The organism is Microcystis sp. M_QC_C_20170808_M3Col (assembly GCF_007095505.1).
Lineage (GTDB): Bacteria > Cyanobacteriota > Cyanobacteriia > Cyanobacteriales > Microcystaceae > Microcystis.
On sequence record NZ_SFBY01000351.1, the window covers coordinates 1 to 21,053 of the forward strand.

Sequence of the window (21,053 nt, forward strand, 5' to 3'; positions counted from 1 at the left end):
CGAAAAAATCTCATGTTCAACCTTATTTCCTAGAAAGTTTTACTCGTTCAAGGCCGAATTTGAAGTCTTTTCTGAACGAAACCCCCTACTATCTGTTGTCAAGGTTCAGTTTTTAGCTTAGCTTGGTTATCGCTTTTTCCATTGTAGCTTAAAGCCGTCGTAAAACGACGGGGTTTTAACCCAAATTTTCGATAAAAACAAAGGTTATCCTGATCACGATTTCAGTTTAGGCGATCGCCAGTGATGCTAACTTATTATCGAGGCAGTCCCTAGAAATTAGGCCATAACCAGGGAAGATTTAAGGGGTTCTTCCTTTTTGCTTTCATAAACTGCCGCAGGACCGGGGAATCCTCTGGTTAGTTCCCGCACTTTAATCTCACCTGCTTGCAGGGATTTGGTCAAAATTTCCATGGCAACCACGGGTTTACCCGCACCACAGAAGAATAAATCAGCGGCGAAATAGCCGTGTTCAGGCCAGGTGTGGATCGCGATATGAGATTCAGCTAAAGTCGCCGTCGCGGTAACTCCGTGGGGACTGAACTGGTGGACACACAAATCGATCAGCGTTGCTTCTCCTGCCGTAATTCCATCGAGGATAGCGCGGCGAATGCGCTCGGGATCGTTGAGGAGGTCAGCAGGTACTTGCCAAGCATCGACAATCAAATGGGTTCCCAGTTTGGTCATTTTTTTTTCAATACTCCCTATCGAAAAACCTTCACAGAATTACCAGTATAACACAATTTTTCTAACTTGTGCAAAAAAGATCTGGTTTTTCTCGGGTACTTTCTCTAAAAAACTGGGACAGAGCGGGGGAGAAGGGTGTGGGGTGTGGGGTGTGGGGTGTGGGGTGTGGGGCTTACTTCTGCTTGACAATAGTATCGTTAGGCGTTAGGATTTGATCATCAGTTAATCAGTTATCAGTTATGATCGTCAATTTCAAGTCCGAAGAGACTAAGCTCATTTTCGAGGGGTTTCAGTCTCGTCACTATCCCCCTGATATTCAATCGGTCGCTCTACGAAAACTGCTAATCCTTGCAGCGGCGTTATCGATCAATGATCTGCGTGTCCCACCGGGTAATCGGTTGGAGAAGTTGCAGGGCGATCGTCAGGGCCAGTACAGCATCCGTATTAATGACCAATGGAGAATTTGCTTCATTTGGACTGATGAAGGCAATGCTGATCAGGTAGAGATAGTGGACTACCACTAAAATTAGCTAAATGCAATGAACAGCAACACTTCGACACATTTCGACAGGCTCAATGTAAAAGCTCAGTTCCACCGTTTGCCAAATATCCATCCCGGTGAAATCCTCAAGTTAGATTTTCTGGAACCGCTCAATATTACCCCCTACAGACTGAGCAAAGATTTAAGCGTAGCTCAAACTCGTATCGGTGAGATTTTAGCCGGTAAGCGTAGTATCACTGCGGACACAGCTTTGCGTCTGTCACGATATTTTGGTAACAGTCCTCAGTTTTGGCTGAATCTTCAAACAGACTACGATCTCCGTCAAGCTCAGGCAAAGAATGCCGAAGTTTATAGCCATATTCCCGTCACTCCATTTATAGATGTAGCTTAGGGTCCTAATTTTATCTGGGAGGGGGGACGGGATTAGTGGGGACGGTGGGACTGGGAGAAGCGGCAGGAATGGGGGGATTTTCGGGTTTACGGACTTGGGGGACGGGTAACAGATAGAAAAGTAGGGCGCAAGCGACAAGACTGCCTAATCCTGCCAAAAAAGGTACTGTTCGACTGGCCACCGATTCATTAACCTTATGGTAGCGACGGGAAACTGGCTGTAATTTCAGGGTTAGGTCGGGTAAAGTGCGAGTATCGGCAAAAAATTGGTCAATCGCTTCTATTAAATCGAATAACTGCACGGTACTGATTTCTATCTTGACCGGACTTTCTGGGATATTCAAGTCCGTTGATGGATACCAAACCAGACGATGGAGATTCTGGTCAATCTTTTCTAGGTACACATGATCTGGTTCATGGACGGGGTCTTGGGGATGACGAACACCACTCAAAAATTCTTGGGCATACTGACTGACCGCTTGTACTAAATTTTCCAAGAAAACCCGACCACCTTGCAGGACTTTATTGGCCCCGATTAACCGACATTCTACGTTAGTCAAAATTGAGAGTAAAGGTCGGCTATCACTGGGGTTAGCTGGGGCGAAATCATCGCCGAAACCATCGAGAATCAGGGTACAATTGGGCAAGCTATACTGTCTTCTCATCTCTACACGATCTCCCCATCAAATAAACTAATCCAAAACCGCTGCATTCCCGTCGTACCAGTACAAAATAATAACTGATCGAGGAGGGATAAAGCCAGTTCATTTAAAGCATTTTCATCGGCTAGATAAACCGATACTTTGGCCCGGCGGGGGTTCATGCGACTGCGAAAATTGGAGCGAAATCTTTCTAGGTATTCTGATAAAAGAAAATTATTATCCACGGGTAAACCCTTTGATTCCATCTGTTGCCGCGCTAACAGTAATTGTCGGATGGATATAGCTAGAGGTTTGGCCCGATAACTGGCAATGATAACTAAAGCTTTTGCTTGGTCAAGGGTGAGACGGTCGAGGGTGTAGGAAATTCGCCATGGATTAGTACAGCGTAAGCGCCAGAAAATAATCCGGTTTTTAACAATTTTATCGAGTCCTAGTTCTTTACAGAGGGCTAACAGGGCCTCCCCAGCACCGACTTCTAAGGATTCCAACGCTAATAGCATTAAATCGATATGCTGTTGGAGATGTAGGGCGCATTGCTGACTGGCAATCGGAAAATCGGGTAAAACGCTTAAAATAACTGGTTTTTCTGGGGCTGATGCTGTAGATTCGGGCGTTAGGCTAGTAGAGGTCATGATATAGGAGAACTAAAACACAAGGGCGATCGAGTCAGGATATTGTAAATTGTATTGTATAGATAGCTGTCCCCCATTTTACGAGACAAGGAAACCGAATGGATCTGAAATCACTTATTCGCGATATTCCCGACTTTCCCAAACCGGGTATTGTCTTCCGCGATATTACTACCCTACTCAATCATCCCCAAGGATTACGTTACACGATCGATACCCTAACGGCAAAGTGTCGCGATTACGGTTTATCCCCTGATTACATTGTCGGTATGGAATCCAGGGGTTTTCTCTTTGGTGTTCCTTTAGCATACCAATTAGAAGCGGGATTTATTCCTGTCCGGAAACCGGGCAAATTACCCGCCGCCGTTCACAGTATCGAGTATGATTTGGAATACGGAAGCGATAGCCTCGAAATTCATCAAGACGCGGTGGCAGCCCATCATAAAGTCTTAATTGTCGATGATTTGATCGCGACGGGAGGGACGGCGAAAGCGACGGCCGATTTATTAGAAAAAATTGGTTGCGAGGTTTTAGGATTTGCTTTTATCATCGAGTTAATCGACCTCGGTGGTCGGGAAAAATTACCCGATTTACCGATTATTACCCTCATCGATTATTAGGTTTTTTTCTATGACGGCGACTGATGATAATTATAAGGCGGCCACCGCTCGATCGAGTGCTAATGGGTTACAATCTCTCCTAACTAGCGAAACTTTTTTATATATTGTCAAGCGTGTTCTCCAGGGTTTATTAACTCTGTTGTTGGCCTCGGCTTTGAGTTTCGCTATTATCCAATTAACCCCCGGCGGTTTTCTGGCTTTGCTTGACCTTAATCCCAAGATTAGTCAGGAAACTAAAGAACAATATATTGCCCTTTTTGGTTTAAAAGACCCGCCGATTGTCCAGTATTTTAAATGGTTATGGCAAGTGGTAACTCAGTTTAATTTTGGTCTGAGTTTTACCTATTTTCGTCCCGTGTCTTCCCTATTATTAGAGAGAATTCCAGCGACGTTATTAATGTCTTTGACTTCCATCATTTTAACCTGGGCGATTGCGATTCCCTTGGGCATTCTCAGCGCCGTCAAACAAAACCAATTTATCGATAAATTTTTCCGAGTTATCAGTTATGTTGGTCAAGGTTTCCCCAGTTTTATCACTGCCCTTTTACTGCTAATTCTCGCCCAAAATGTCTCGCCGCTTTTACCGGTGGGTGATATGACCAGTATTAACTATTCGGAATATTCCCCTATCGGTAAAGTTTTAGATATCGCTTGGCACATGATTTTACCAACTATTGCCCTGACAGTTACCAGTTTTGCCGGATTACAAAGATTGATGCGGGGACAATTATTAGATGTTCTTCGACAGGATTATATTCAAACCGCAAGGGCGAAAGGTTTACCAGAAAATAAAGTTATCTATGTCCACGCTTTACGCAATGCTATTAATCCCCTGATAACTCTTTTGGGCTTTGAATTTTCCAGTTTGTTAAGTGGGGCATTTATCGCCGAATTTTTCTTTAACTGGCCCGGATTAGGTCGTTTAATTCTGCAAGCTGTGACGGCTAAAGATTTATATTTAGTTATGGGCAGTTTAATGATGGGTGCTACTATGTTGATTATCGGTAATCTCCTGGCTGATTTACTTCTCAAAGCTGTAGATCCTAGAATTAAATTGGAGGATTTAAAGTAGGGGAAATGGGGAAATGGGGAAATTCAACTAAAACCCCAAAACCCTAAAACCCTAAAACCCCAAAACCCTAAAACCCAACCCCCAACCCCTAACCCCCAACCCCTTTTTTCCTTTTCACTTTTTACTTAACAAAATATGTTAGCAACTACACATTATTTACTCAGGTCAAAACAAGACGGACAATATCTAGTGGCGCGTCTGAGAAAAGGTGAAAGCGAAACTCCGGCTAGTTATCTGCTTCTGTTTAAAGAATCCTACGATGCTTTAAGTTATATCAATACCCATGCTCAGGATTTAGCCAATAATTTTTCAGTGGAAACTCTCTCAGGAACACAATTAAAGGGACTGATGCAGCGATGGGGATTTGCAGGAATTGGTTTAGTTAGTGAACCTTTGGAACCACAGGTACAGTTTTTAGCCTACGAAAAAGGATTTAATCTCTAAACTATGAAAAAGCTGTTAATCACTGGAGTTAGTGGGTTTTTAGGTTGGCATATTTACCAAAAAACTCGCTCATCCTGGGCAAGTTTTGGTACATATTTTAATCACAATGTCAATAGTAATGACCCAAATTTAATTAAAATTAACTTAACAGACTTAGCCGCAGTTAAAGAACTTTTTCAACAGATTAAACCCGACGCGGTAATTCATGCGGCTGCCCAATCAAAACCGAATCTCTGTCAAGAATTTCCCCAAGCATCCGAGGCAATTAATCTGACAGCTTCTCTAGAAATTGCCCGTTTGTGTAGTCAATATCAAATACCGCTAGTTTTTACCTCTACCGATTTAGTTTTTGATGGTAAAAATGCCCCCTATTCCGAAAATGATCCGGTTTCTCCCGTGAGTATCTATGGTGAGCAAAAAGTAGCGGCAGAAAAGGGTATTTTAGCAATATATCCTTGGGCGGCTATCTGTCGAATGCCTTTGATGTTTGGTTCCCCTTCTCCCACCGCTAATAGTTTTCTCCAACCCTTTTTAAAAACCCTCCAAGAGGGAAAAGAATTATCTCTATTTACTGATGAATATCGTACTGCTGTTGGGGTTAATAGTGCAGTGAATGGTTTACTTTTAGCTCTAGAAAAAGTGCAAGGTATTATTCATCTAGGGGGTAAAGAAAGAGTTTCTCGTTATCAATTTGGTTTACTAATGGCGGCAGTTTTTAACATTACTAGGGAACAAATAAAACCCTGTTTACAGTCCGATTTTCCCATGATTGCGCCGCGTCCGCAGGATGTTTCTCTTGATAGTTCTCTCGCTTTTTCTCTGGGTTATCAACCATTAAGTATTAAAACCGAATTAGAGACAATTAGAGATGAAATTATCTGAACCAAAGCGAACTATATTAATTATCTTGCTCCTTTTTTTTACCGCTATTCTCATGACCAATTATTTTGAGGTAGGGATGACAGGAGTGTTGGCTTTTTGGGTTGCTTATCTTTCTAAAGGATTGCGAAAAGTTAAGTAGGGTATGTTGAAAAAGCCTGAAATGCCCATAGGAAAAAGGTAAAATACCCTAAAAGTCCTGCACTTTTTTTATTCAGTACAGATGTATATAATCTTGGCGGCAACTCCATCAGAACCAGAATCATTTGAACTACCCTTTGCAATTTAATCGGCATATTTACCTACTTATTCTCCCGAATTATCTCCTATTCTAGTCTTTTCTTAAGTCATTTTTTAAGCATTTGGTTATAAACTTGTCGTGAAAGAATCGGGAAAAACTCTTTGTCTTGATAAAACTTTTTTTCATCTCCAAAGACAACTAAAATATAATGAGCTTTGTTATCAGGACTGACGATAATAGCCGCATCATTTCGATTATTAAATGTCCAGCCCATTTTAGCATAAAATTGAGTTTTAACGGGGAGAGATTGACCGAAAAAGTCTTGGATAGGATTAAAAGGTTTTTCTTTCCACGCTTGAGGATGTAAATCTCGTTTAATTAATTCTTTAATCGCTTGGCTATAAGCTGGCGAAATGGCTTTTCCTTGTTCAATTTCGAGCAGCAATCTAGCAACGCTATAGGTATTTAAATAATTTCGTCTCGGTGGTGAGTTTTTGCCGTTAAGCTGACGAATTTGTTGGTCTGGTCCTGCTGGATCTTCGAGTAGATTGGGAATAGGGAAAGTTTTCTGACTAATATTCAGGGGGTAATTAACAGAATCAACAAAATAGGATGCAAAAAAATCATTAAGAGCGTAACGTTTGCTAATCCAGACTTTGAGTTTTTCTGGTGCGAGGTCTTTTTGAATCGATTTGGTTTGAGTAATTTCATCAACAATGATACTCGCTGATTCATTATCGGAATCTTTAATCATTTTAGAAATAACTTTTAGTTTTTCTGGAGGAATTTGATTCGGCTCAATTCCTTGATAATAATATTGACTATAGAGAACTACCAGCCAGAAAAGCTTGACAATACTAGCGGGATATCTAAATTCACTATCTTGATAAGCAGCATAAGCGCAACATTCAGATTGATTTAAGTCAACTAAACTGATAGACAATTTATCTATTGGTAACTTTCTAGATTGAGCTAAACTTACAATATTGTCAACGATTTTCTGCAATTCTTGATCTTGATAAAAAGTAGGCGACTGTTGAATGTTATAAGTTAGCCGATTAGGCTGACTAGGAAGTTGAGGTGTTAAAGGTATTAAAGAAAAATCAGTAACGGGCGTTTTTCTAGGCAGATTAGTTGTATTTTGCGAGCTTACTATCAGGTTAATTTGATAATCTAAGTTATCTTCTTGCGTCTCTATGACTAGCGAATAGTCACCTGTTTCGGACAGAATCGTTTGATAATCGCCTTGGAGATTTTGAGATTGATTACCTGGGTAAATCAAGCTTATTTTTTTATTAGTTGTTAATTGTAATTGCTGTCCTTGAATGCCTTGAAATTTATAGCATTGGACTCGATTAGGAGAAACTCGACCTTCTAGAGATTTAGGAACGCTGTCAATTAACGATAGTTTAGTTATTGTACAGGATTCGTTTTTGGAGGAGTTTAAGATAAAATATAGAGTGATTGCAGATGTTATAAACAAAGAAATTAAGATGGGCAAAAACCTAGACCACTGGATATGGTAGGTTTTCGATTGTGTTCTGACTTTTATTGACTTTCTTCTTTTTCTTTCCATGATTAGGTTCCTACCTTATATTTTTCTATTTTCCAAACACCGTTATTTTTTTGAAACCAATAGGTAACATTTTTTTGATAAGTTTGGGTTGGGGTTCCACATCCAGCACTTCTGGGACCATGGAGTGTAAGTTGTTCCGTGACATTGACCGTTATTGAAGGTGACGAACCTGAAGGAGCAAAAGAGACTATCTCATTGATATTGGAAAAATCATAAGTATAATAACAGCCTTTAGAGCGCAGCCAACCCACTGTCCCCCCGCAGATTCCATCATTACATTTTTCTAAGGTGTTAGAATAAAGTTGTCCGGTGGCGTATTGCTTTACTAAGCTGTCGTCAAAAGAAGAACCGAAAGCCTGTCTTTTAACTTCATACCAACGTTTAACAAGTTTTTCTGCTTCATCTTGTGTGAGATCATGGGAAGGTGAGGGAGATGGAGAGAGTCTTGGTGTCGGTGTCGGGGAAGAAGCGAGCGTTCCTAAACTCATTTCTATCTTAAAGGTTTTAGAACCTTTTGGAGCAGCAATTTGCAGCAAATACTTTCCATCTTCTGGCAATTTTGTTCCTTGTAAAATTTGATTGTCTGGACTATAAAGCCACACACAGATATCATCATCTGTGTTATAGCTAAGGGTTTGTCCTGACTTTCCTTTAAAGGTGTATCCGACAGCTTTAGTAGAACTAACCTGATTAGATTTGGTGATAGTTTTAGTTGTTAGGTTAACATTTTCTAGATTTTCTGCAATGAGAATAGCTGTGGTTTTTTGAGGACATTCTGAAGTTTTTTGAGGTTGATTAAACTGAAAATTACAACTACTGAGAAGAAAGAGAGATGAATAAATCAGGATTTGTTTCATAACTTTACAAGTGCCGAAAATATTTAGTATTAGTTTTGTTTTTCTTTTAACCATTTTCCCCAATAATAAAAAGGAATAACTCCTCCCAAACCAAGAGCAAGAAAAATACAAATAAGCATTAATATTCTGGTTTCTAAGGGAAGTGTACGCCCAAAAAAATCAAGGGTATAAGGTTTAGATTGTGATGCTACTTTTTGAGTAGAAACTGTGGCTACATATTCGCCTCCTCGTCGAACGTTGGGTTGTATATAACTGATTTCGTATCGTCCTTGAATCGCATCAAGGAAAATTTCTAATTTCTCGGCAATTTCATCAGCATCACCAGCAAATTCAGTAACTCCTCCTGTTAACTTCGCAATTTCCGCTAACTGTTTTTGATCTACAAATTCTTTTTCTAGTTGCTCTCTAGTTTCTTGGGATAATTTTGGGTTATTAATATCTCTACGAACAGCAGGTTTACCTAAGGAATATTTTTTGCCTAATTGTTGTGGGGTTAAGCCATATACTAGGGTATGAACAACAATATCTTTATTGTTCTGAAGAACTGCTAAAGTTTTCTGAACTTCTTGATAATTACTATTATTATCAAAGCCATCAGAAAGGAGAATAATTGAGAGTCGTGGTTGAGGTTTTAAAGGTTTTCCTTCTTTATCTTTAGGATAAAAACGACCTTCTTTATCGTTTTTAAAAAAATTGACGGTTTCTTTGAGAGCTTGATAGAAGTTGGTCGTTGCACAAGGAGTTTTATCAGCAAGACTACCTAGAAAATTAGTTAGTTTAACATCTTGCACTAAACTAAAATTATCGAGAGTTTCTGACGTAACTTTTGGGTAATAATCACAGGCTCCAGGCTTGTCATTTTTACCTTCTACCCCAAAGGGAACAATAGATAAATAGGTGTTGCCTTTGCGCTCTGAGGCGAATTTAATAAATGTTCCCAGTGCGTTAATTGCTGCATCTAATTTTCGCTTTCCTTTAGCAACCGCTTTGGCATCACATTTTGTGTTGAGAGCCTGAGAACAATTCATACTGCCACTAAAATCGATGAGAACGACAATCCAAGCATCAGGAGGAGTCGTTTCTCGGGGAGACTTCCAGTCAAAAGGCAGTTGTTTTCCTTGATAAGTTTTGTTGTTTTTTTTATCAAGAACTTTAAGCTGAAAATCGCTTTCAGCTAGACCCATAATCGGTTTACTTTCTTCTCCTGTCACTTGAATTTGAAGAGTCACTTTATCGTCGATGTCCTCAATATCTGTGATTTCAGGTTTAATTCCCCAAGCTGGGGTAATAAGAGCGCTTAACATAATCATTGATAAACTAAGCTTGTGGGTCAAGGAAGCGATTGTAGAAGACGAAACGATAGATTTTGGGTTCATCGGGGTTGTTGTTATCTTTAACATGGAAAGTTATCAGGTTATTGTGTTTAAGGAGAATTTCTTTGGTGCTGGTTAAAGGTCTGCCGTTGAGTTCGATAAGGTTGTAAAATTTCGGGTTAGGATCTAAAATGGCATCACGGCGGGTAAGTTTAATGTCAGCAATATGGGGGGGGAGTCCGGGGAGATAAATATCCGATCCTCTTTCTACACCATCAGAACCTTTAGTTTTGGGGACAGAACCAATTTTGATGATTCCTTTGGCGGGAAGTTGAATCGACAGTCCTTCTTCGATTTTTTCGGCATCCGATTCACTGACAAATTTGAGCGTTTTATGGATGTTGGGAGACTCTGAATTTATGGATGTAAATTGAGGATCAATGCTTTCGAGTTCGGGAATGATTTTTCTGTACTCGAATCCTTTACCGGCTCTTAGTGCTGCCATATAGCTAGGAGAATTAGTAATTGTAAAGGTTAGGCCAAGCAACAAGCCTAAAATGGCAAATCCGAGGGGATCTTCTGCTTTTATAAATGCTTCTGAAGTGCCTAACCATTGGCGAATGAATTCAAAGATTACCACCGCTACGAAACTGGCAACAACCGCACCGATGATGCTAGTATATAACCGTTGTCGAAAACGATCGCGATCGCCAGCCTCCATGCTGTAAAATTGCCAAGTTAGTCCTTCGGCTAATCCGACGGCTGCACCGACAAAAAGCCAACCCAAAAATCTACCGAGAAATTCAGCAACTCCAAATTGAATTAATAGCTGAAAGATTCCACCCGCTGCTAATCCGACAATCAATCCGATTAAGGTGGCAATTAATAGGGGAATTAAAGCAATCCGAAAGTTGAGTTTAGGACGGGTGGGATTACTAATAAATATTTCATTCATTACCATCCCAATCGCTAAGGATATGGCGATGCAGGGAAAAAGAACCACCTCTGGAAACCGAGACAGGATTTTTAAGTCAGTCAAGAAAATCTGACCGATATTCCAGCCAATTAAAGCTGAGGTTATTCCTGCTAGTATGTAAAGCCAAATTCTCATAGGTTTAAAAATTATTATTTTCCTGATGAATTAGTTGATGATGAGGATGAATCAATTCATTCTATTTTATTGCAAATTTCTGGTGTTTCACTTAATTCTTGACCAAGTTTAGCAGCTACATCACACTTCAAAAGTGTATAGGTGTCTTTTCCATAGTTAATCACTCCATCAACAGCAATATTAATAGATTGCCCTGGTTTAACTCTAGATTTAAGACTTTCTTGATATTTTAAAATAGCTTTAACCCAAGCTTGCTTGTTTTGTTCTTCAGTCATATTATTAAAGGAAAGTGCAAAGTCAGTATTGGGGTCAAGAACATTAATTACACTATCTGAAGATGAAGAAACAAGAGAAAAAGCTTTATCCAACTCTTCTGCTAAAGTTTCTAAACTAAATTTTGTCTTTGTTGGTTTATCAAATTCCGAGACTGCCTTTTCAATTTTTTGGTCTCTTGTCGGAGATGGGGATGGAGTTGGAGTTGGAGCGGGAATTTTAGCCGCTTTAACTTTGGAAAACCCTATCTTTTTACAATTGTCAGCAGTTTCTTTACTTGCTTGCAGTTTCATATTTTGAAGTAGATTACATTTTAGAGCTTGATAAGTGTTTCCACCCTTATCAATAATGCCATCAACATCATCAGAATTAGATGGTGTAACTTTATATAATTGATAAGACAATATAGACAAAATCCACTTTTCTTTATCTTTATTATCTTCTGGTTTATTTAGAGTCTTAAGCTTAAAAGAATTATTGGGGTCGAGAAGTTTTGAAATAGCTTGATCAATCTCATCCTTGTTAGGTTCGGAACCGTCTGCTCTAGCGGTTTTCATCAAGTCATTTTCAATTTGCTCTAATGATTTTTTAGTGGCTGAAAAGCTTCCGATCGCTTTTTTAATAATCGGCGATTCTGAAGTGTTTGATCCTCCGGGTAAACCGGGTACAGATAAATTAGCTAAATTCAATAATCTTTGAAACAAAAATCCGCCTAAAGTGAATATAAGCAAAAAACAAATAATAGCAATAAAACAGCCAGATGCTCCACCTTTAAACACCAAAGATAGGAGAAATATTGCTATTTTTTTTGTTTCTCTAAATATCAGTTCTTGCCGAGGTATATCTCTTTGAACTTTAATACCAAAATTATAACCTTCATCTCCCTCCAATTTATGGCCGTTATATACATCACTAGGAATCTTTCCTTGAGCGAGATGATAAAAGAAAATGGTTAAACTATCTTTTGAAGGCACTTCTAGCTTATCAAATAGGCGAGCAAGATGGATGTATTTTTGAGTTGTTTTATCAGGATAAAAAGGACGATTCCAAACTTTCCTTAAGTCATCTATAATTTCTTGCCAATGTACATCATTTAATACATAAAACTCTTTTTCTTTTAAACCTTCTTTTTCTGCGCTTTGGTCACCTGCTTTTTTATTTAAATCTTGTCTCAATCCCAGACTTGTGTAAATTTTATATGTTCCTCCCCAGAGTCCGTCTTTATCTAATAAGAGTCTAGCCGTAGCATCTATCAAGTCTGCTCGTTCAATGACACTAAGAATGAGTATATTAATACCTTGCTTAACTGAATTAAATATTAATGAGTTTGGCTGAGTAATAGCTTTTACAATTTCCCCTTGAAAACTCTGAGATATTGGATAATAATCCTTCTCTTTTTTCATTATCCAATCGACAAAATCTGGCAGCTTTTCAGGGCAAATGATGGCTTGTAGCGTCAAGAGACGTACATTATAGTCACTATAAATTTCCTGTTGATAAGCATAGTTAGAGCCTTCACCTTCAAATATGGAATTCCAAAAGGTTGTATGATAATCCTGTTGAATTTTGGGATTATTCAAAGCATCTTCAAGGGTAGCTAAATTGTCTCGTTGAAATTGCCCTGTACGGCAGGAATTCCTGATAGCATTTTTAATTAGAGTTTCTTCAGGTATTGCTGGAGCAAGTTGAGGAACACTGTTTATTGTGGCTCTTATTGTCTCCTCTGCTTTTTTACTGGCGGGATGAATGACTAAAAAGCGATTTGGTTTCTCTAAAGCCTCTACATTACAGGCCCAAGAAATCAATTCATTATATCTTGCTGGGTCAGTTTTAGAGGCAATTTTATGAATGATTAAAGCAGGATATGGTGGCTGTTTTTGAGTAATAATTATCGGTGTTTTTCCTTCCCAAATCCCATCCAACTCAGGCGGAATATGGTCATTAATTTGAGTTTCAGTATCGTTATATTCTGTAAACCGACCGACTTGTCTATAATCGGAGGGGTTAAAACTAGGCTTTCCGTTTCTGGTGTGCCAATATAAAAGATGGTGTAATTTATCCAATCCCTCACACAAGAAATAGCGATAGAGAGATGCACCCCGTCCCCGTTCATCCATCCCCCGTGTGACGACGGCAATGACTGACCAAGCCTCTCCATGATATTCCACTTCCCGTCCAATAATGGCGGGATTTTGGCTAGATGCGCCTTCAGAAACGGCAAATTCTCGATTTCTAATGGCTAACTGTACAGGTGTAGGAATTTTATCTTTATCTAGGGTTGAGTTCATGTACTCTCCCGAAAAACCCCGCGACTTCCACTCACCCGCAGTGCCAGTGCCATCCACTAAAATACCCGTGCTAAATTCATGAATGTGAATAATAGTCATTGTTTTAATCCTTATCTAATTCTTTGTGATGTTGACCAGTACAAAGCCAGTAAATCGGGGAAACTAAACCAAAAGGTCGCCACCGCTTCGGATCGCGGATAATAGAAGTTGTTCCTTGGCGATCGCGTTGTTTTTCGATCGAGTTGGGTTCGGGATAATTTGTTCCCAACGTACCAAAGGCAGAAGTAGCAAAATAATCGACTTCACCACCACCTTTTTTTACCCAGTTTTCTAATTTATTTTGCATCAGAGGAAAGCGTCTTTGTGTCAATTTTCTTGGTTGATGACGACTCACCCATAGTTGACTCAGTTCACATTTACTGATAGCAAAAGCAATGCGTCGTTGTTTGGGATTAATATCCACCCTGTCTAAAGCCGCTAAAAACTTTTCTAGTCCGATAGCATAGTCTTTATCTTTGCGGTGAGAGGTTCCATCCACTAACAATAAAAGACCTGTAGCCACCACACAGTCTTCGAGATAGTCAACTAAGCGCGGATCGCCGGTTTTGTTAATGAGATCCCGAAGAAACTCGCCGGAATAGTCTTTACAGTTAACATTGAGACGTATGGCACTAGAGGATAGACCTCTTTGCAGATTTTTCAAAGAAAATTCTTCTTTGAGAACAATACTTAATCCATAATCTTTGACTTCATCAACGGTGGCTTCTAGGGGAGTTGGTTCTAATTCTAGTCCCTGTTCTAAGATATTCTGTGCCATGTTCATCAGTTGTGCGCTGGCTTCTTGGTTCCCCACGGGAGTCACCGATTGAACTGGACTATCGGCCTTAGCATTAGGCCAATAGGCGAGGGAAGCCATATAGGCCGTTTTACCAGCACTGCGATCGCCAATAACCCGTATTTCCGCATTGGCATCTTTTAATTCAGGAGCTTTTGGTTTTAACCAGTCAAATGCTTTCATTTTTTGCTCCTTGATTTTGTTTTTTACTGAGCCAATAGAGAGGTTCAATTAGATTATAAGGTTGCCATGAATCTGGTTCTCTAATCACCGAAGCCGGTTCTTCTCCTTTCATCCGATCTTCTCGGTTAGGACGGGGATTATCTTTGCCTAAAACGCCAAAGGTAGAAAGGGCAAAAAAACGCAGATTCTGGGGAATAACTTTTTCTCGCAAGGTTTTAGTAGTTTCTCGTAAATGGACACCGAACAAATCAATTTCTGGGTCAAGCCTACCGGGCCAAATTTCTCCTCTTTCACATTTACTCATAACTATTGCTAACTTCAAATCCCGAGAACGACCCCGCTCATCCATTAATTTAAGGAATTGTTTCATGATTCTGTTATAAAAGTTATCAGTTCCGGGTTCCCATCCTGTTAGCATAATTAGACAGCCGATGACATCTGTAAAACATTCATTAATAAAATCTTCATGGATAGGCTTCCTTGAACTGGGACTGGCAATTGCCTCAAAAACTTCTCCGGGATAATCTCTAGCGGTTAATTGAAAAGTCTCAGTGGAACTATACCAATAGGGTTTGGCTTCGATACCAAAGGAATAAAACGGTAAGTCATCTACTGACTGAATCTCTTGTCCGATGACGGTTCTATCTAGATCGGCCGCCTGTTTGAGAATATTTTCAGCTTTTTCTGCAAGTATTCTTGTGGCAGGATTTTGTGGATTGACAGTAAATAGTTTTTTGCCTTGTTTGTGTTCTTTAAAGTAGGACAAAGCAGCTAAATAGGTGGTTTTTCCTGCTGCTGTCGGTCCAATTACAACAATATTTCCACTGGTCATTTTTACTCCTATTTTAACTTTATTTTGCGAGATGACTACCTAAATAAATCCAGGGTAATTCTAATAATTTTCGATTATATATGCTAGTGATGAAACACCTAACCGTCAACCCTTGAATACTGCGATTTAGTTGATTGATTTGGGGGTGAATCGGTCGAAAATAACGCTGAAAAACATAGTTATCTCTCTCTTGCCATGTCATGGGTTGGCGGTCAGGATTAAAAGCGAGTTTTTTGGCTTCTTGTTCGAGATCAATTTGGAGTAAATCGGCTTTATTTAAACAGAGGAGAAGATGTCGAATTTTCGGACAATCTTGCTGGAAAAATTCAAGCCAACGGTCAAAACGATTACACCATTGTTTTGTGGTGATAAAGTCATCTTTGTTGACTTGGCCGGTCGGTTGAATGATGTCCCGATAGGGCGGTAAAATCAACATAATTCCTTCAGCTTTTCTGATCGTTTCGAGAAATCCTTTCCATTCATCGGGTTGTTTGTCTTGCCAAGATTTTCGCCAGATTTCACCGGGGGTGTCTAACCAATCCAAGGCAATCATTTTCTCTCCTGTGGGAAGGGTGACATTAACTTCTATGTACTGCTTAAAAATTCCTTCGGGAGCGAGACCACCAGTTGGTTTTGGGGAGCCAAGTTCTAGGTCTAAAAAAAGTCCTTTGAGATACTGATAATCGGGATAAGTAACTTTGACATAATTTCCCTTGGGGTTAGCTAATTCCAAGACTAAGTGAGTTTTACCTGTTTCGCGATCGCCAATATAAATAACTCCCAAGCACTCCACCTCCTGATGAATGAGAATAAGTTTTCATCGATAGCAACCAAACAGCGATCGTGTTTAGTTTTGGTTTTACATTACTTTCTCGTAGCGATGGCTGCTTTTTATGCAAAATTTGGGTTCATCTTAACATAAATTTACATTCTCGATAGTACCCCGCGCCACATCCACTCTGGCTGCGATACCGAAGGCAGTCCGGGAGCGAGATCGCAATTCCCTCGACAATTCCTCACAAAAAAGAATTTTAATTATCGGTTTTTGCATAAAATGCCAGTAACCTGACGAGTAGATGAAAGGGGTAGTGATCTAGAAAATGCAAGGAGAGTTCTCTGATGAGTAACCCAGACAGCAAACTTAAGCTTCTTGAAGAAATGGCACTTTTGGCTAAAAGCTCCCCTGCAAACAGCAAGGAGAGACAAAAATGGCTAACAAAACTAACCAATGAGATTCAAAACTCTAATAAAGTGTACTGTAAAAATATCTATAATTTTCCTAAGTCTGTCTATCAGGATATTTTTCACGAAGCTCTACAGCAGACTTTTTTAGAGATTTTTGAAAAAATTGATCTGTACGACCCAAGTAAAGGTAATGTCTTGGCATGGGTAAGTTTTTTGCTCGATAAGCGATTTATCGATGCTGTCAGGGAACATTTAAAACTGCGACATAGACAAAATAACGGCAAACGAGTCAGAATTTATGAGCAATCTTTGGATGTTCCTCTCCAGTCGGAGCAATCAAGCTGGACTAATGCCTCAGATATTTCCTTGCTTGATATAATCCAGCAACCTGAATCTATGTCCCCCCAAAAAGATTGGGAGAGATTATGGGATTTTATCCAAAAAGACCCTAGAGATTGTTTTCGACAGACTCACATAGAAAAGCATCCGGAGGCTAATTTTCAAGCAATCTGTATAAGGCGATTTAATGGACAATCTTGGAAGGAAATGTCAACAGAATGGGGAATTTCCTTAGCAACTTTAAGCAGCTTTTATCAACGCAGCGTTGAAAAATTGCAACCAATTTTTCAAGAATATTTTTAGAAATAGGAGACAAAAACCATGATGCCACTAGCTGAACGTTTAACTTTTACAGTCCCCTTGAGCGGTGCTGATTTTAAATTAGCTCAAAAGTTTAGTAGCGAGCAGAAAAATTCCGATAAAAGTCAACAGGTTTTTCTAAATACTTTAGCCGTGCTTGCTGTTAACTTTTACTGCCAGTGTTTGAAAGTAGAAACAAATTTAGAGGAAAGCACTATTGGGCATTATAATCAGCGAATTTTAATGGATAGTGCTGATTTAAAGATCGATGTTCTCGGTAAATTAGAATGTCGTCCAGTTTTGCCAAATGAAAATATCTGTTATGTCCCGTCCGAGGTATGGTCAGATAGAGTGGGTTATGTGGTGGTAGAAATTGATGAAGAAGCGAAGAAAGCTATTTTAGTTGGATTTGTCGAGCAGATAGAAACTGACGAATTACTATTAGCTCAATTACCGGATATTGACAATTTAGTTGATTTACTTCTTCTGGCTAAAAACAAACAATTTCTCGAAAGAATTTTTGCCAAGAATTGGGATGAGAAAGAATCAGCAAAAATTTTAAATGATAAACAGAAAAAGCTTGTTAAAAAGCTTGTTCGTAGAGATAGTCCTGCTTTATCTACAATCGATAAATCTATTACTTCTCCTCTTTATAAAGCTAAATACATTACTCTGAGAGGACAGAAATTTATCCTATCTGTCGAGATAACCCCTACAAAAGAGGGAAAATTTCAACTTCTCGTGGAGGTTGAATCATCTAAAAAAATTCCATCTGATTTGAATTTGAAGCTACTATCTTTATCCGATCAAACTTTGAAGGCAAATCTGACAAAAGGAGGTGATTATATCTCTTTGGAATATACCCTTCAATTGGGAGAGAGTTTTCAAATACAAGTGAAGCGAGCAGAGGAAATTCACACAGAACAATTTTCTTTTGACTAAACCCTATTTTAACGGGATAATTTATCTAAATTTCTGATTAAAATTTAGATAAATTGTTAAAAATTTTATCTTATATCTCTTCTCAAGTAAGCTATGTCAAACCAAAAAGATTTGTCGGATATTCGCAATTATCTCTACGATCAAGCTGAAGTGAGATGGTGGTACAGCTTGTTGTTATCTTTATGCGCTCAAGTTTTAGCATTAATTGCGACAGTCAACAATAAATTGTGGCTTTTAGCTATTGCCGGTTTTCTTGCTTTAATCACTCCAATAGCAGTAGCATGGTTGCGAGAATGGGCTAATAACTTGACACAAAAAGCTGATAAATGTAGAAGAATGATTTTATATGCTGATAGTTTAGGAGAAGATATTCCGAGCCATGAGTTAGCTATGGTTAGAGCTTGGACAACGGGAATTCAATTACAACAAGCTCCTTTTACTTATCCTTATTATTCATCTTCTCTATCTAATAGTCCACAAAGATTAATGGATATTACAACAGAATCTGCTTACTTTACTGAGTTTTTAGCAACAAAAGTGGTCAATTATTTACTGGTATTTTTAGTTATTTCAATTTCAATTTTATCAGGAATTATTTATTTTGCAGACTTTGCAACTTCTCCGGCTACAATCAGCCAAGAAAATCAAGATATGACTGTGGTAAAGTGGGCAGTTAAGGCAGCATTAACAGCTATTTCTTTTATCCTATCTGGGGATATATTACTGCTTTGGAAAAAGTATTCAGATCTGAAATTATCTGCTCAAAATACTTTTCAAAAATGCGCCGATCTTCGTTACGATAAATCCTTATCTACTTCTGAAGCTATGCAGGTTGTTGAGGACTATCATCTAGCGTTGATTCAGAGTCCACCGATTCCTCTAAAACTTTACCTAACTTACAGAGATCCCTTAAACCAATCTTATCAAGATAGTCATTCAATTGGCTCTAATCGACCCTAGTTTTTATTGGGCAATGCCTAGCTTGCTTATAAATTATCTAATATTAAAAACATGGGAATTCCTCCTTTTAATAAACACGGCTTTTTGCCGCCGGGAGAACATAAATTAGATAGCTGGAAAGAGCTTGTAGAAAGATTTGGAACAACTCGAAGAAGACAACGTCTTCTAGTCGGACTAAAAAAAGTATTGCTAAATCTTCAACAAGCAGGTTGCCAAAAAGTCTATCTTGATGGTAGTTTTGTGACTAAAAAGCGAAAACCCAATGATTATGATGGTTTTTGGGAAAGCGAGAAAGTAAATCCAGAAAAGCTTGATAGTATCCTGCTGGATACTTCCTTAGAAGGATGTGGAGAGCAAAAGAAAAAGTATGGAGGAGAATTATTAACCGCAGATACGAGAGCCGTAAATGGTCAAACGATTTATGGTTATTATACAATAGATGTAGAAAGAGGAATTACTAAAGGTATTGTTTGCGTTGAGTTACAGTTAGTGGATTTACAACTATGGTTTTGAACGAAAAGGGATATGAACTTAGAAAAGCTCAAGCTCAAGAGTTTGAGGAAGCAATAGTAGAATTTTCTGACTATGCAATTCAACATCCTGAAATCGATTCAAGACTCTTGAAAGCAAGGGAAAATTCTTTACGGACTTTGTTAGCGAGAATCAACACAGAACTGGCAGAATATGAAGATAAACAGCTAGAAAGTTTAGCTTTGGCTGCTAAAAATTATCCAAAAAGTAGTCAAGAAAGATATAAAAGTTTAACGAAACTAACTAATACAATTCAATACTCTAATTTAGTAAAATCTCAAAATATCTATAGTTATTCTTCGGATATTTTTAGCATGGCATGGCAGCAAACTCTGATTCAAGTATTTGATAAAATCGATCAATACAATCCTAATAAAGAAACGGTATTGCAATGGTTCCTATCGCTGCTTAGGTTTCGATTACACAAGATTGAACAGGAATATCTAGGGTCTGCTGAAAAAGTTTTTCGGTGGGGGTTGGGGGTTGGGGGTTGGGGTGTGGGGTTTTACCCATTTTCAGGTGGTCAATTACCTAATTTTCAGGGAAAAAGTCCCTGAATTTTCTTAGATTTATTCAGCAAACCCTATCTATAGTTTTATTATTCATACTGACAAGATTCTGTATATAATTTTTCATAAGGTTTTTTAAGTGATTCTGTAACCGGTTTTGCTCTTGGTATTTTTTTTAAGTCCGAAATAGCCTCTTTAGAAATGCCAATTCCGTTATTATATGAATTTAATTTGCCTAAATCAATACCAATTAAGCAACCATGTTGATCAAAAATTGGATTGGCTTCTGTTTGTGTTTTTTGCGTATTGCCAATACTATTGTAGAAAAAAGTATAAATTTTATTATTTGAACTTGGTTCTGGATCAGTGATCGTACCATAGAGATAATTAAATTGTTTAGTAGCTTCAGGAGATTCTCTAAACCCTATAATTATCTTTTTATCTAGTTCAGCTTTAGTTGCACTCAATTGAGCAATTTTATATTCTTTATTGCTCTCGAAACTTACTATTGCTAAATGTTGGCTAATTTCTTTGATATTACTAGGAGGATAAGACTGGGTACTATTTTTTCGCTCTTGCTCGGTAAATATTTCATATACATTGTCTTTGTTTTCTTTTTCCAGTAATTTAGCCTGTGTTAATACATGATAAATTTTATTGTCTTTGGTAAATTTTTTGATATCTTTATCAGCAGCAACAATTACACCATAAAAATAACTGGTTGCCGTGGTTCTTGGGTCGTAAGTTTTAATAGTCACCGTATTTTCTGCTAATAAATTTTGGTTCTTCGTTACTTGTTATGGTTCGATAGGGTGGCATAAATCGACTAAATCCTTATCTGGCGAGAGATTTAATTGATTAGTTCGCTCTAGATCGAAAACAGTTGACAAAAATCG

24 protein-coding genes are annotated in these 21,053 nt (G+C 38.6%); 11 read left to right on the forward strand and 13 right to left on the reverse strand.

Going from position 1 to position 21,053, the window contains the following annotated elements; translation table 11 throughout:
• Positions 1-276 precede the first annotated feature (276 nt).
• Entirely contained in the window at positions 277-684 is a 408-nt protein-coding gene (speD, locus tag EWV84_RS15945; protein ID WP_002781248.1) for an adenosylmethionine decarboxylase, read from the reverse strand.
• Between the two features lie 239 nt (positions 685-923).
• Here speD and EWV84_RS15950 point away from each other — a divergent pair, with 239 nt between their 5' ends.
• The gene (locus EWV84_RS15950) at positions 924-1,208 is read left to right on the forward strand and encodes a type II toxin-antitoxin system RelE/ParE family toxin (RefSeq protein ID WP_149107350.1); all 285 of its coding nucleotides are present in this window, start codon (positions 924-926) and stop codon (positions 1,206-1,208) included.
• Between the two features lie 15 nt (positions 1,209-1,223).
• Positions 1,224-1,577: a HigA family addiction module antitoxin gene (locus EWV84_RS15955; RefSeq protein ID WP_271971324.1), complete on the forward strand. Its 354-nt coding sequence runs from the start codon at positions 1,224-1,226 to the stop codon at positions 1,575-1,577.
• Positions 1,578-1,587: 10 nt separating this feature from the next.
• On the opposite strand, the gene EWV84_RS15960 is transcribed toward EWV84_RS15955, so the two are convergent.
• Entirely contained in the window at positions 1,588-2,241 is a 654-nt protein-coding gene (locus EWV84_RS15960; RefSeq protein ID WP_287078791.1) for a DUF4335 domain-containing protein, read from the reverse strand.
• Between the two features lie 2 nt (positions 2,242-2,243).
• On the reverse strand, positions 2,244-2,870 hold the full coding sequence (locus EWV84_RS15965; RefSeq protein WP_002799452.1) for a DUF3038 domain-containing protein: 627 nt from the start codon (positions 2,868-2,870) through the stop codon (positions 2,244-2,246).
• A gap of 98 nt (positions 2,871-2,968) precedes the next feature.
• Here EWV84_RS15965 and EWV84_RS15970 point away from each other — a divergent pair, with 98 nt between their 5' ends.
• The 4 genes from EWV84_RS15970 (at position 2,969) to EWV84_RS15985 (ending at position 5,885) form a co-directional block, all read left to right on the forward strand.
• On the forward strand, positions 2,969-3,487 hold the full coding sequence (locus EWV84_RS15970; RefSeq protein ID WP_008197822.1) for an adenine phosphoribosyltransferase: 519 nt from the start codon (positions 2,969-2,971) through the stop codon (positions 3,485-3,487).
• A gap of 10 nt (positions 3,488-3,497) precedes the next feature.
• Entirely contained in the window at positions 3,498-4,559 is a 1,062-nt protein-coding gene (locus tag EWV84_RS15975) for an ABC transporter permease (RefSeq protein ID WP_286827328.1), read from the forward strand.
• Positions 4,560-4,694: 135 nt separating this feature from the next.
• Positions 4,695-5,003, forward strand: a complete 309-nt coding sequence (locus tag EWV84_RS15980) for a hypothetical protein (RefSeq protein ID WP_002737657.1) — start codon at positions 4,695-4,697, stop codon at positions 5,001-5,003.
• 3 nt (positions 5,004-5,006) lie between these two features.
• Positions 5,007-5,885 carry an SDR family oxidoreductase gene (locus tag EWV84_RS15985; RefSeq protein WP_287078792.1) on the forward strand — a complete coding sequence of 293 codons (879 nt, stop codon included), beginning with the start codon at positions 5,007-5,009 and terminating at the stop codon, positions 5,883-5,885.
• A 344-nt stretch (positions 5,886-6,229) separates the two neighbouring features.
• On the opposite strand, the gene EWV84_RS15990 is transcribed toward EWV84_RS15985, so the two are convergent.
• The 9 genes from EWV84_RS15990 to EWV84_RS16030 all read right to left on the reverse strand — a co-directional run bounded on the left by EWV84_RS15990 (position 6,230) and on the right by EWV84_RS16030 (position 16,442).
• Positions 6,230-7,606 (reverse strand): serine hydrolase, encoded by a 1,377-nt coding sequence (locus tag EWV84_RS15990; protein ID WP_287078793.1) that lies wholly within the window; start codon positions 7,604-7,606, stop codon positions 6,230-6,232.
• Positions 7,607-7,701: 95 nt separating this feature from the next.
• Positions 7,702-8,556 carry an ARC6/PARC6 family protein gene (locus tag EWV84_RS15995; protein ID WP_287078794.1) on the reverse strand — a complete coding sequence of 285 codons (855 nt, stop codon included), beginning with the start codon at positions 8,554-8,556 and terminating at the stop codon, positions 7,702-7,704.
• Between the two features lie 29 nt (positions 8,557-8,585).
• Positions 8,586-9,860, reverse strand: coding sequence for a vWA domain-containing protein (locus EWV84_RS16000; RefSeq protein WP_287078795.1), 1,275 nt, complete (start codon positions 9,858-9,860; stop codon positions 8,586-8,588).
• A gap of 13 nt (positions 9,861-9,873) precedes the next feature.
• A complete protein-coding gene (locus EWV84_RS16005) occupies positions 9,874-10,980 on the reverse strand; it encodes a hypothetical protein (RefSeq protein ID WP_287078796.1) in 1,107 nt (368 codons plus the stop codon).
• A 56-nt stretch (positions 10,981-11,036) separates the two neighbouring features.
• The gene (locus EWV84_RS16010; RefSeq protein WP_287078797.1) at positions 11,037-13,640 is read right to left on the reverse strand and encodes a hypothetical protein; all 2,604 of its coding nucleotides are present in this window, start codon (positions 13,638-13,640) and stop codon (positions 11,037-11,039) included.
• A gap of 4 nt (positions 13,641-13,644) precedes the next feature.
• Positions 13,645-14,559, reverse strand: coding sequence for a hypothetical protein (locus EWV84_RS16015; RefSeq protein WP_287078799.1), 915 nt, complete (start codon positions 14,557-14,559; stop codon positions 13,645-13,647).
• Positions 14,546-15,391: a P-loop NTPase family protein gene (locus tag EWV84_RS16020; protein WP_287078801.1), complete on the reverse strand. Its 846-nt coding sequence runs from the start codon at positions 15,389-15,391 to the stop codon at positions 14,546-14,548. Before EWV84_RS16020 ends, EWV84_RS16015 begins: the two co-directional genes overlap by 14 nt.
• A 19-nt stretch (positions 15,392-15,410) precedes the next feature.
• Complete coding sequence (locus EWV84_RS16025; protein WP_287078803.1) at positions 15,411-16,184, reverse strand: hypothetical protein; 774 nt, start codon at positions 16,182-16,184, stop codon at positions 15,411-15,413.
• A gap of 120 nt (positions 16,185-16,304) precedes the next feature.
• Positions 16,305-16,442, reverse strand: a complete 138-nt coding sequence (locus tag EWV84_RS16030) for a hypothetical protein (protein WP_190722274.1) — start codon at positions 16,440-16,442, stop codon at positions 16,305-16,307.
• Between the two features lie 68 nt (positions 16,443-16,510).
• Here EWV84_RS16030 and EWV84_RS16035 point away from each other — a divergent pair, with 68 nt between their 5' ends.
• The 5 genes from EWV84_RS16035 to EWV84_RS16055 all read left to right on the forward strand — a co-directional run bounded on the left by EWV84_RS16035 (position 16,511) and on the right by EWV84_RS16055 (position 20,205).
• Entirely contained in the window at positions 16,511-17,218 is a 708-nt protein-coding gene (locus EWV84_RS16035) for a sigma factor (RefSeq protein ID WP_287078805.1), read from the forward strand.
• A gap of 57 nt (positions 17,219-17,275) precedes the next feature.
• A complete protein-coding gene (locus EWV84_RS16040; RefSeq protein WP_287078806.1) occupies positions 17,276-18,157 on the forward strand; it encodes a DUF1822 family protein in 882 nt (293 codons plus the stop codon).
• A 93-nt stretch (positions 18,158-18,250) separates the two neighbouring features.
• The gene (locus tag EWV84_RS16045) at positions 18,251-19,117 is read left to right on the forward strand and encodes a hypothetical protein (protein ID WP_287078807.1); all 867 of its coding nucleotides are present in this window, start codon (positions 18,251-18,253) and stop codon (positions 19,115-19,117) included.
• Between the two features lie 51 nt (positions 19,118-19,168).
• On the forward strand, positions 19,169-19,630 hold the full coding sequence (locus EWV84_RS16050; RefSeq protein ID WP_287078808.1) for a DUF6932 family protein: 462 nt from the start codon (positions 19,169-19,171) through the stop codon (positions 19,628-19,630).
• Complete coding sequence (locus tag EWV84_RS16055; protein ID WP_287078809.1) at positions 19,621-20,205, forward strand: hypothetical protein; 585 nt, start codon at positions 19,621-19,623, stop codon at positions 20,203-20,205. The genes EWV84_RS16050 and EWV84_RS16055 overlap by 10 nt, the downstream gene beginning before the upstream one ends.
• 41 nt (positions 20,206-20,246) lie before the next feature.
• On the opposite strand, the gene EWV84_RS16060 is transcribed toward EWV84_RS16055, so the two are convergent.
• Complete coding sequence (locus EWV84_RS16060) at positions 20,247-20,915, reverse strand: hypothetical protein (protein ID WP_287078810.1); 669 nt, start codon at positions 20,913-20,915, stop codon at positions 20,247-20,249.
• Positions 20,916-21,053: the final 138 nt, after the last annotated feature.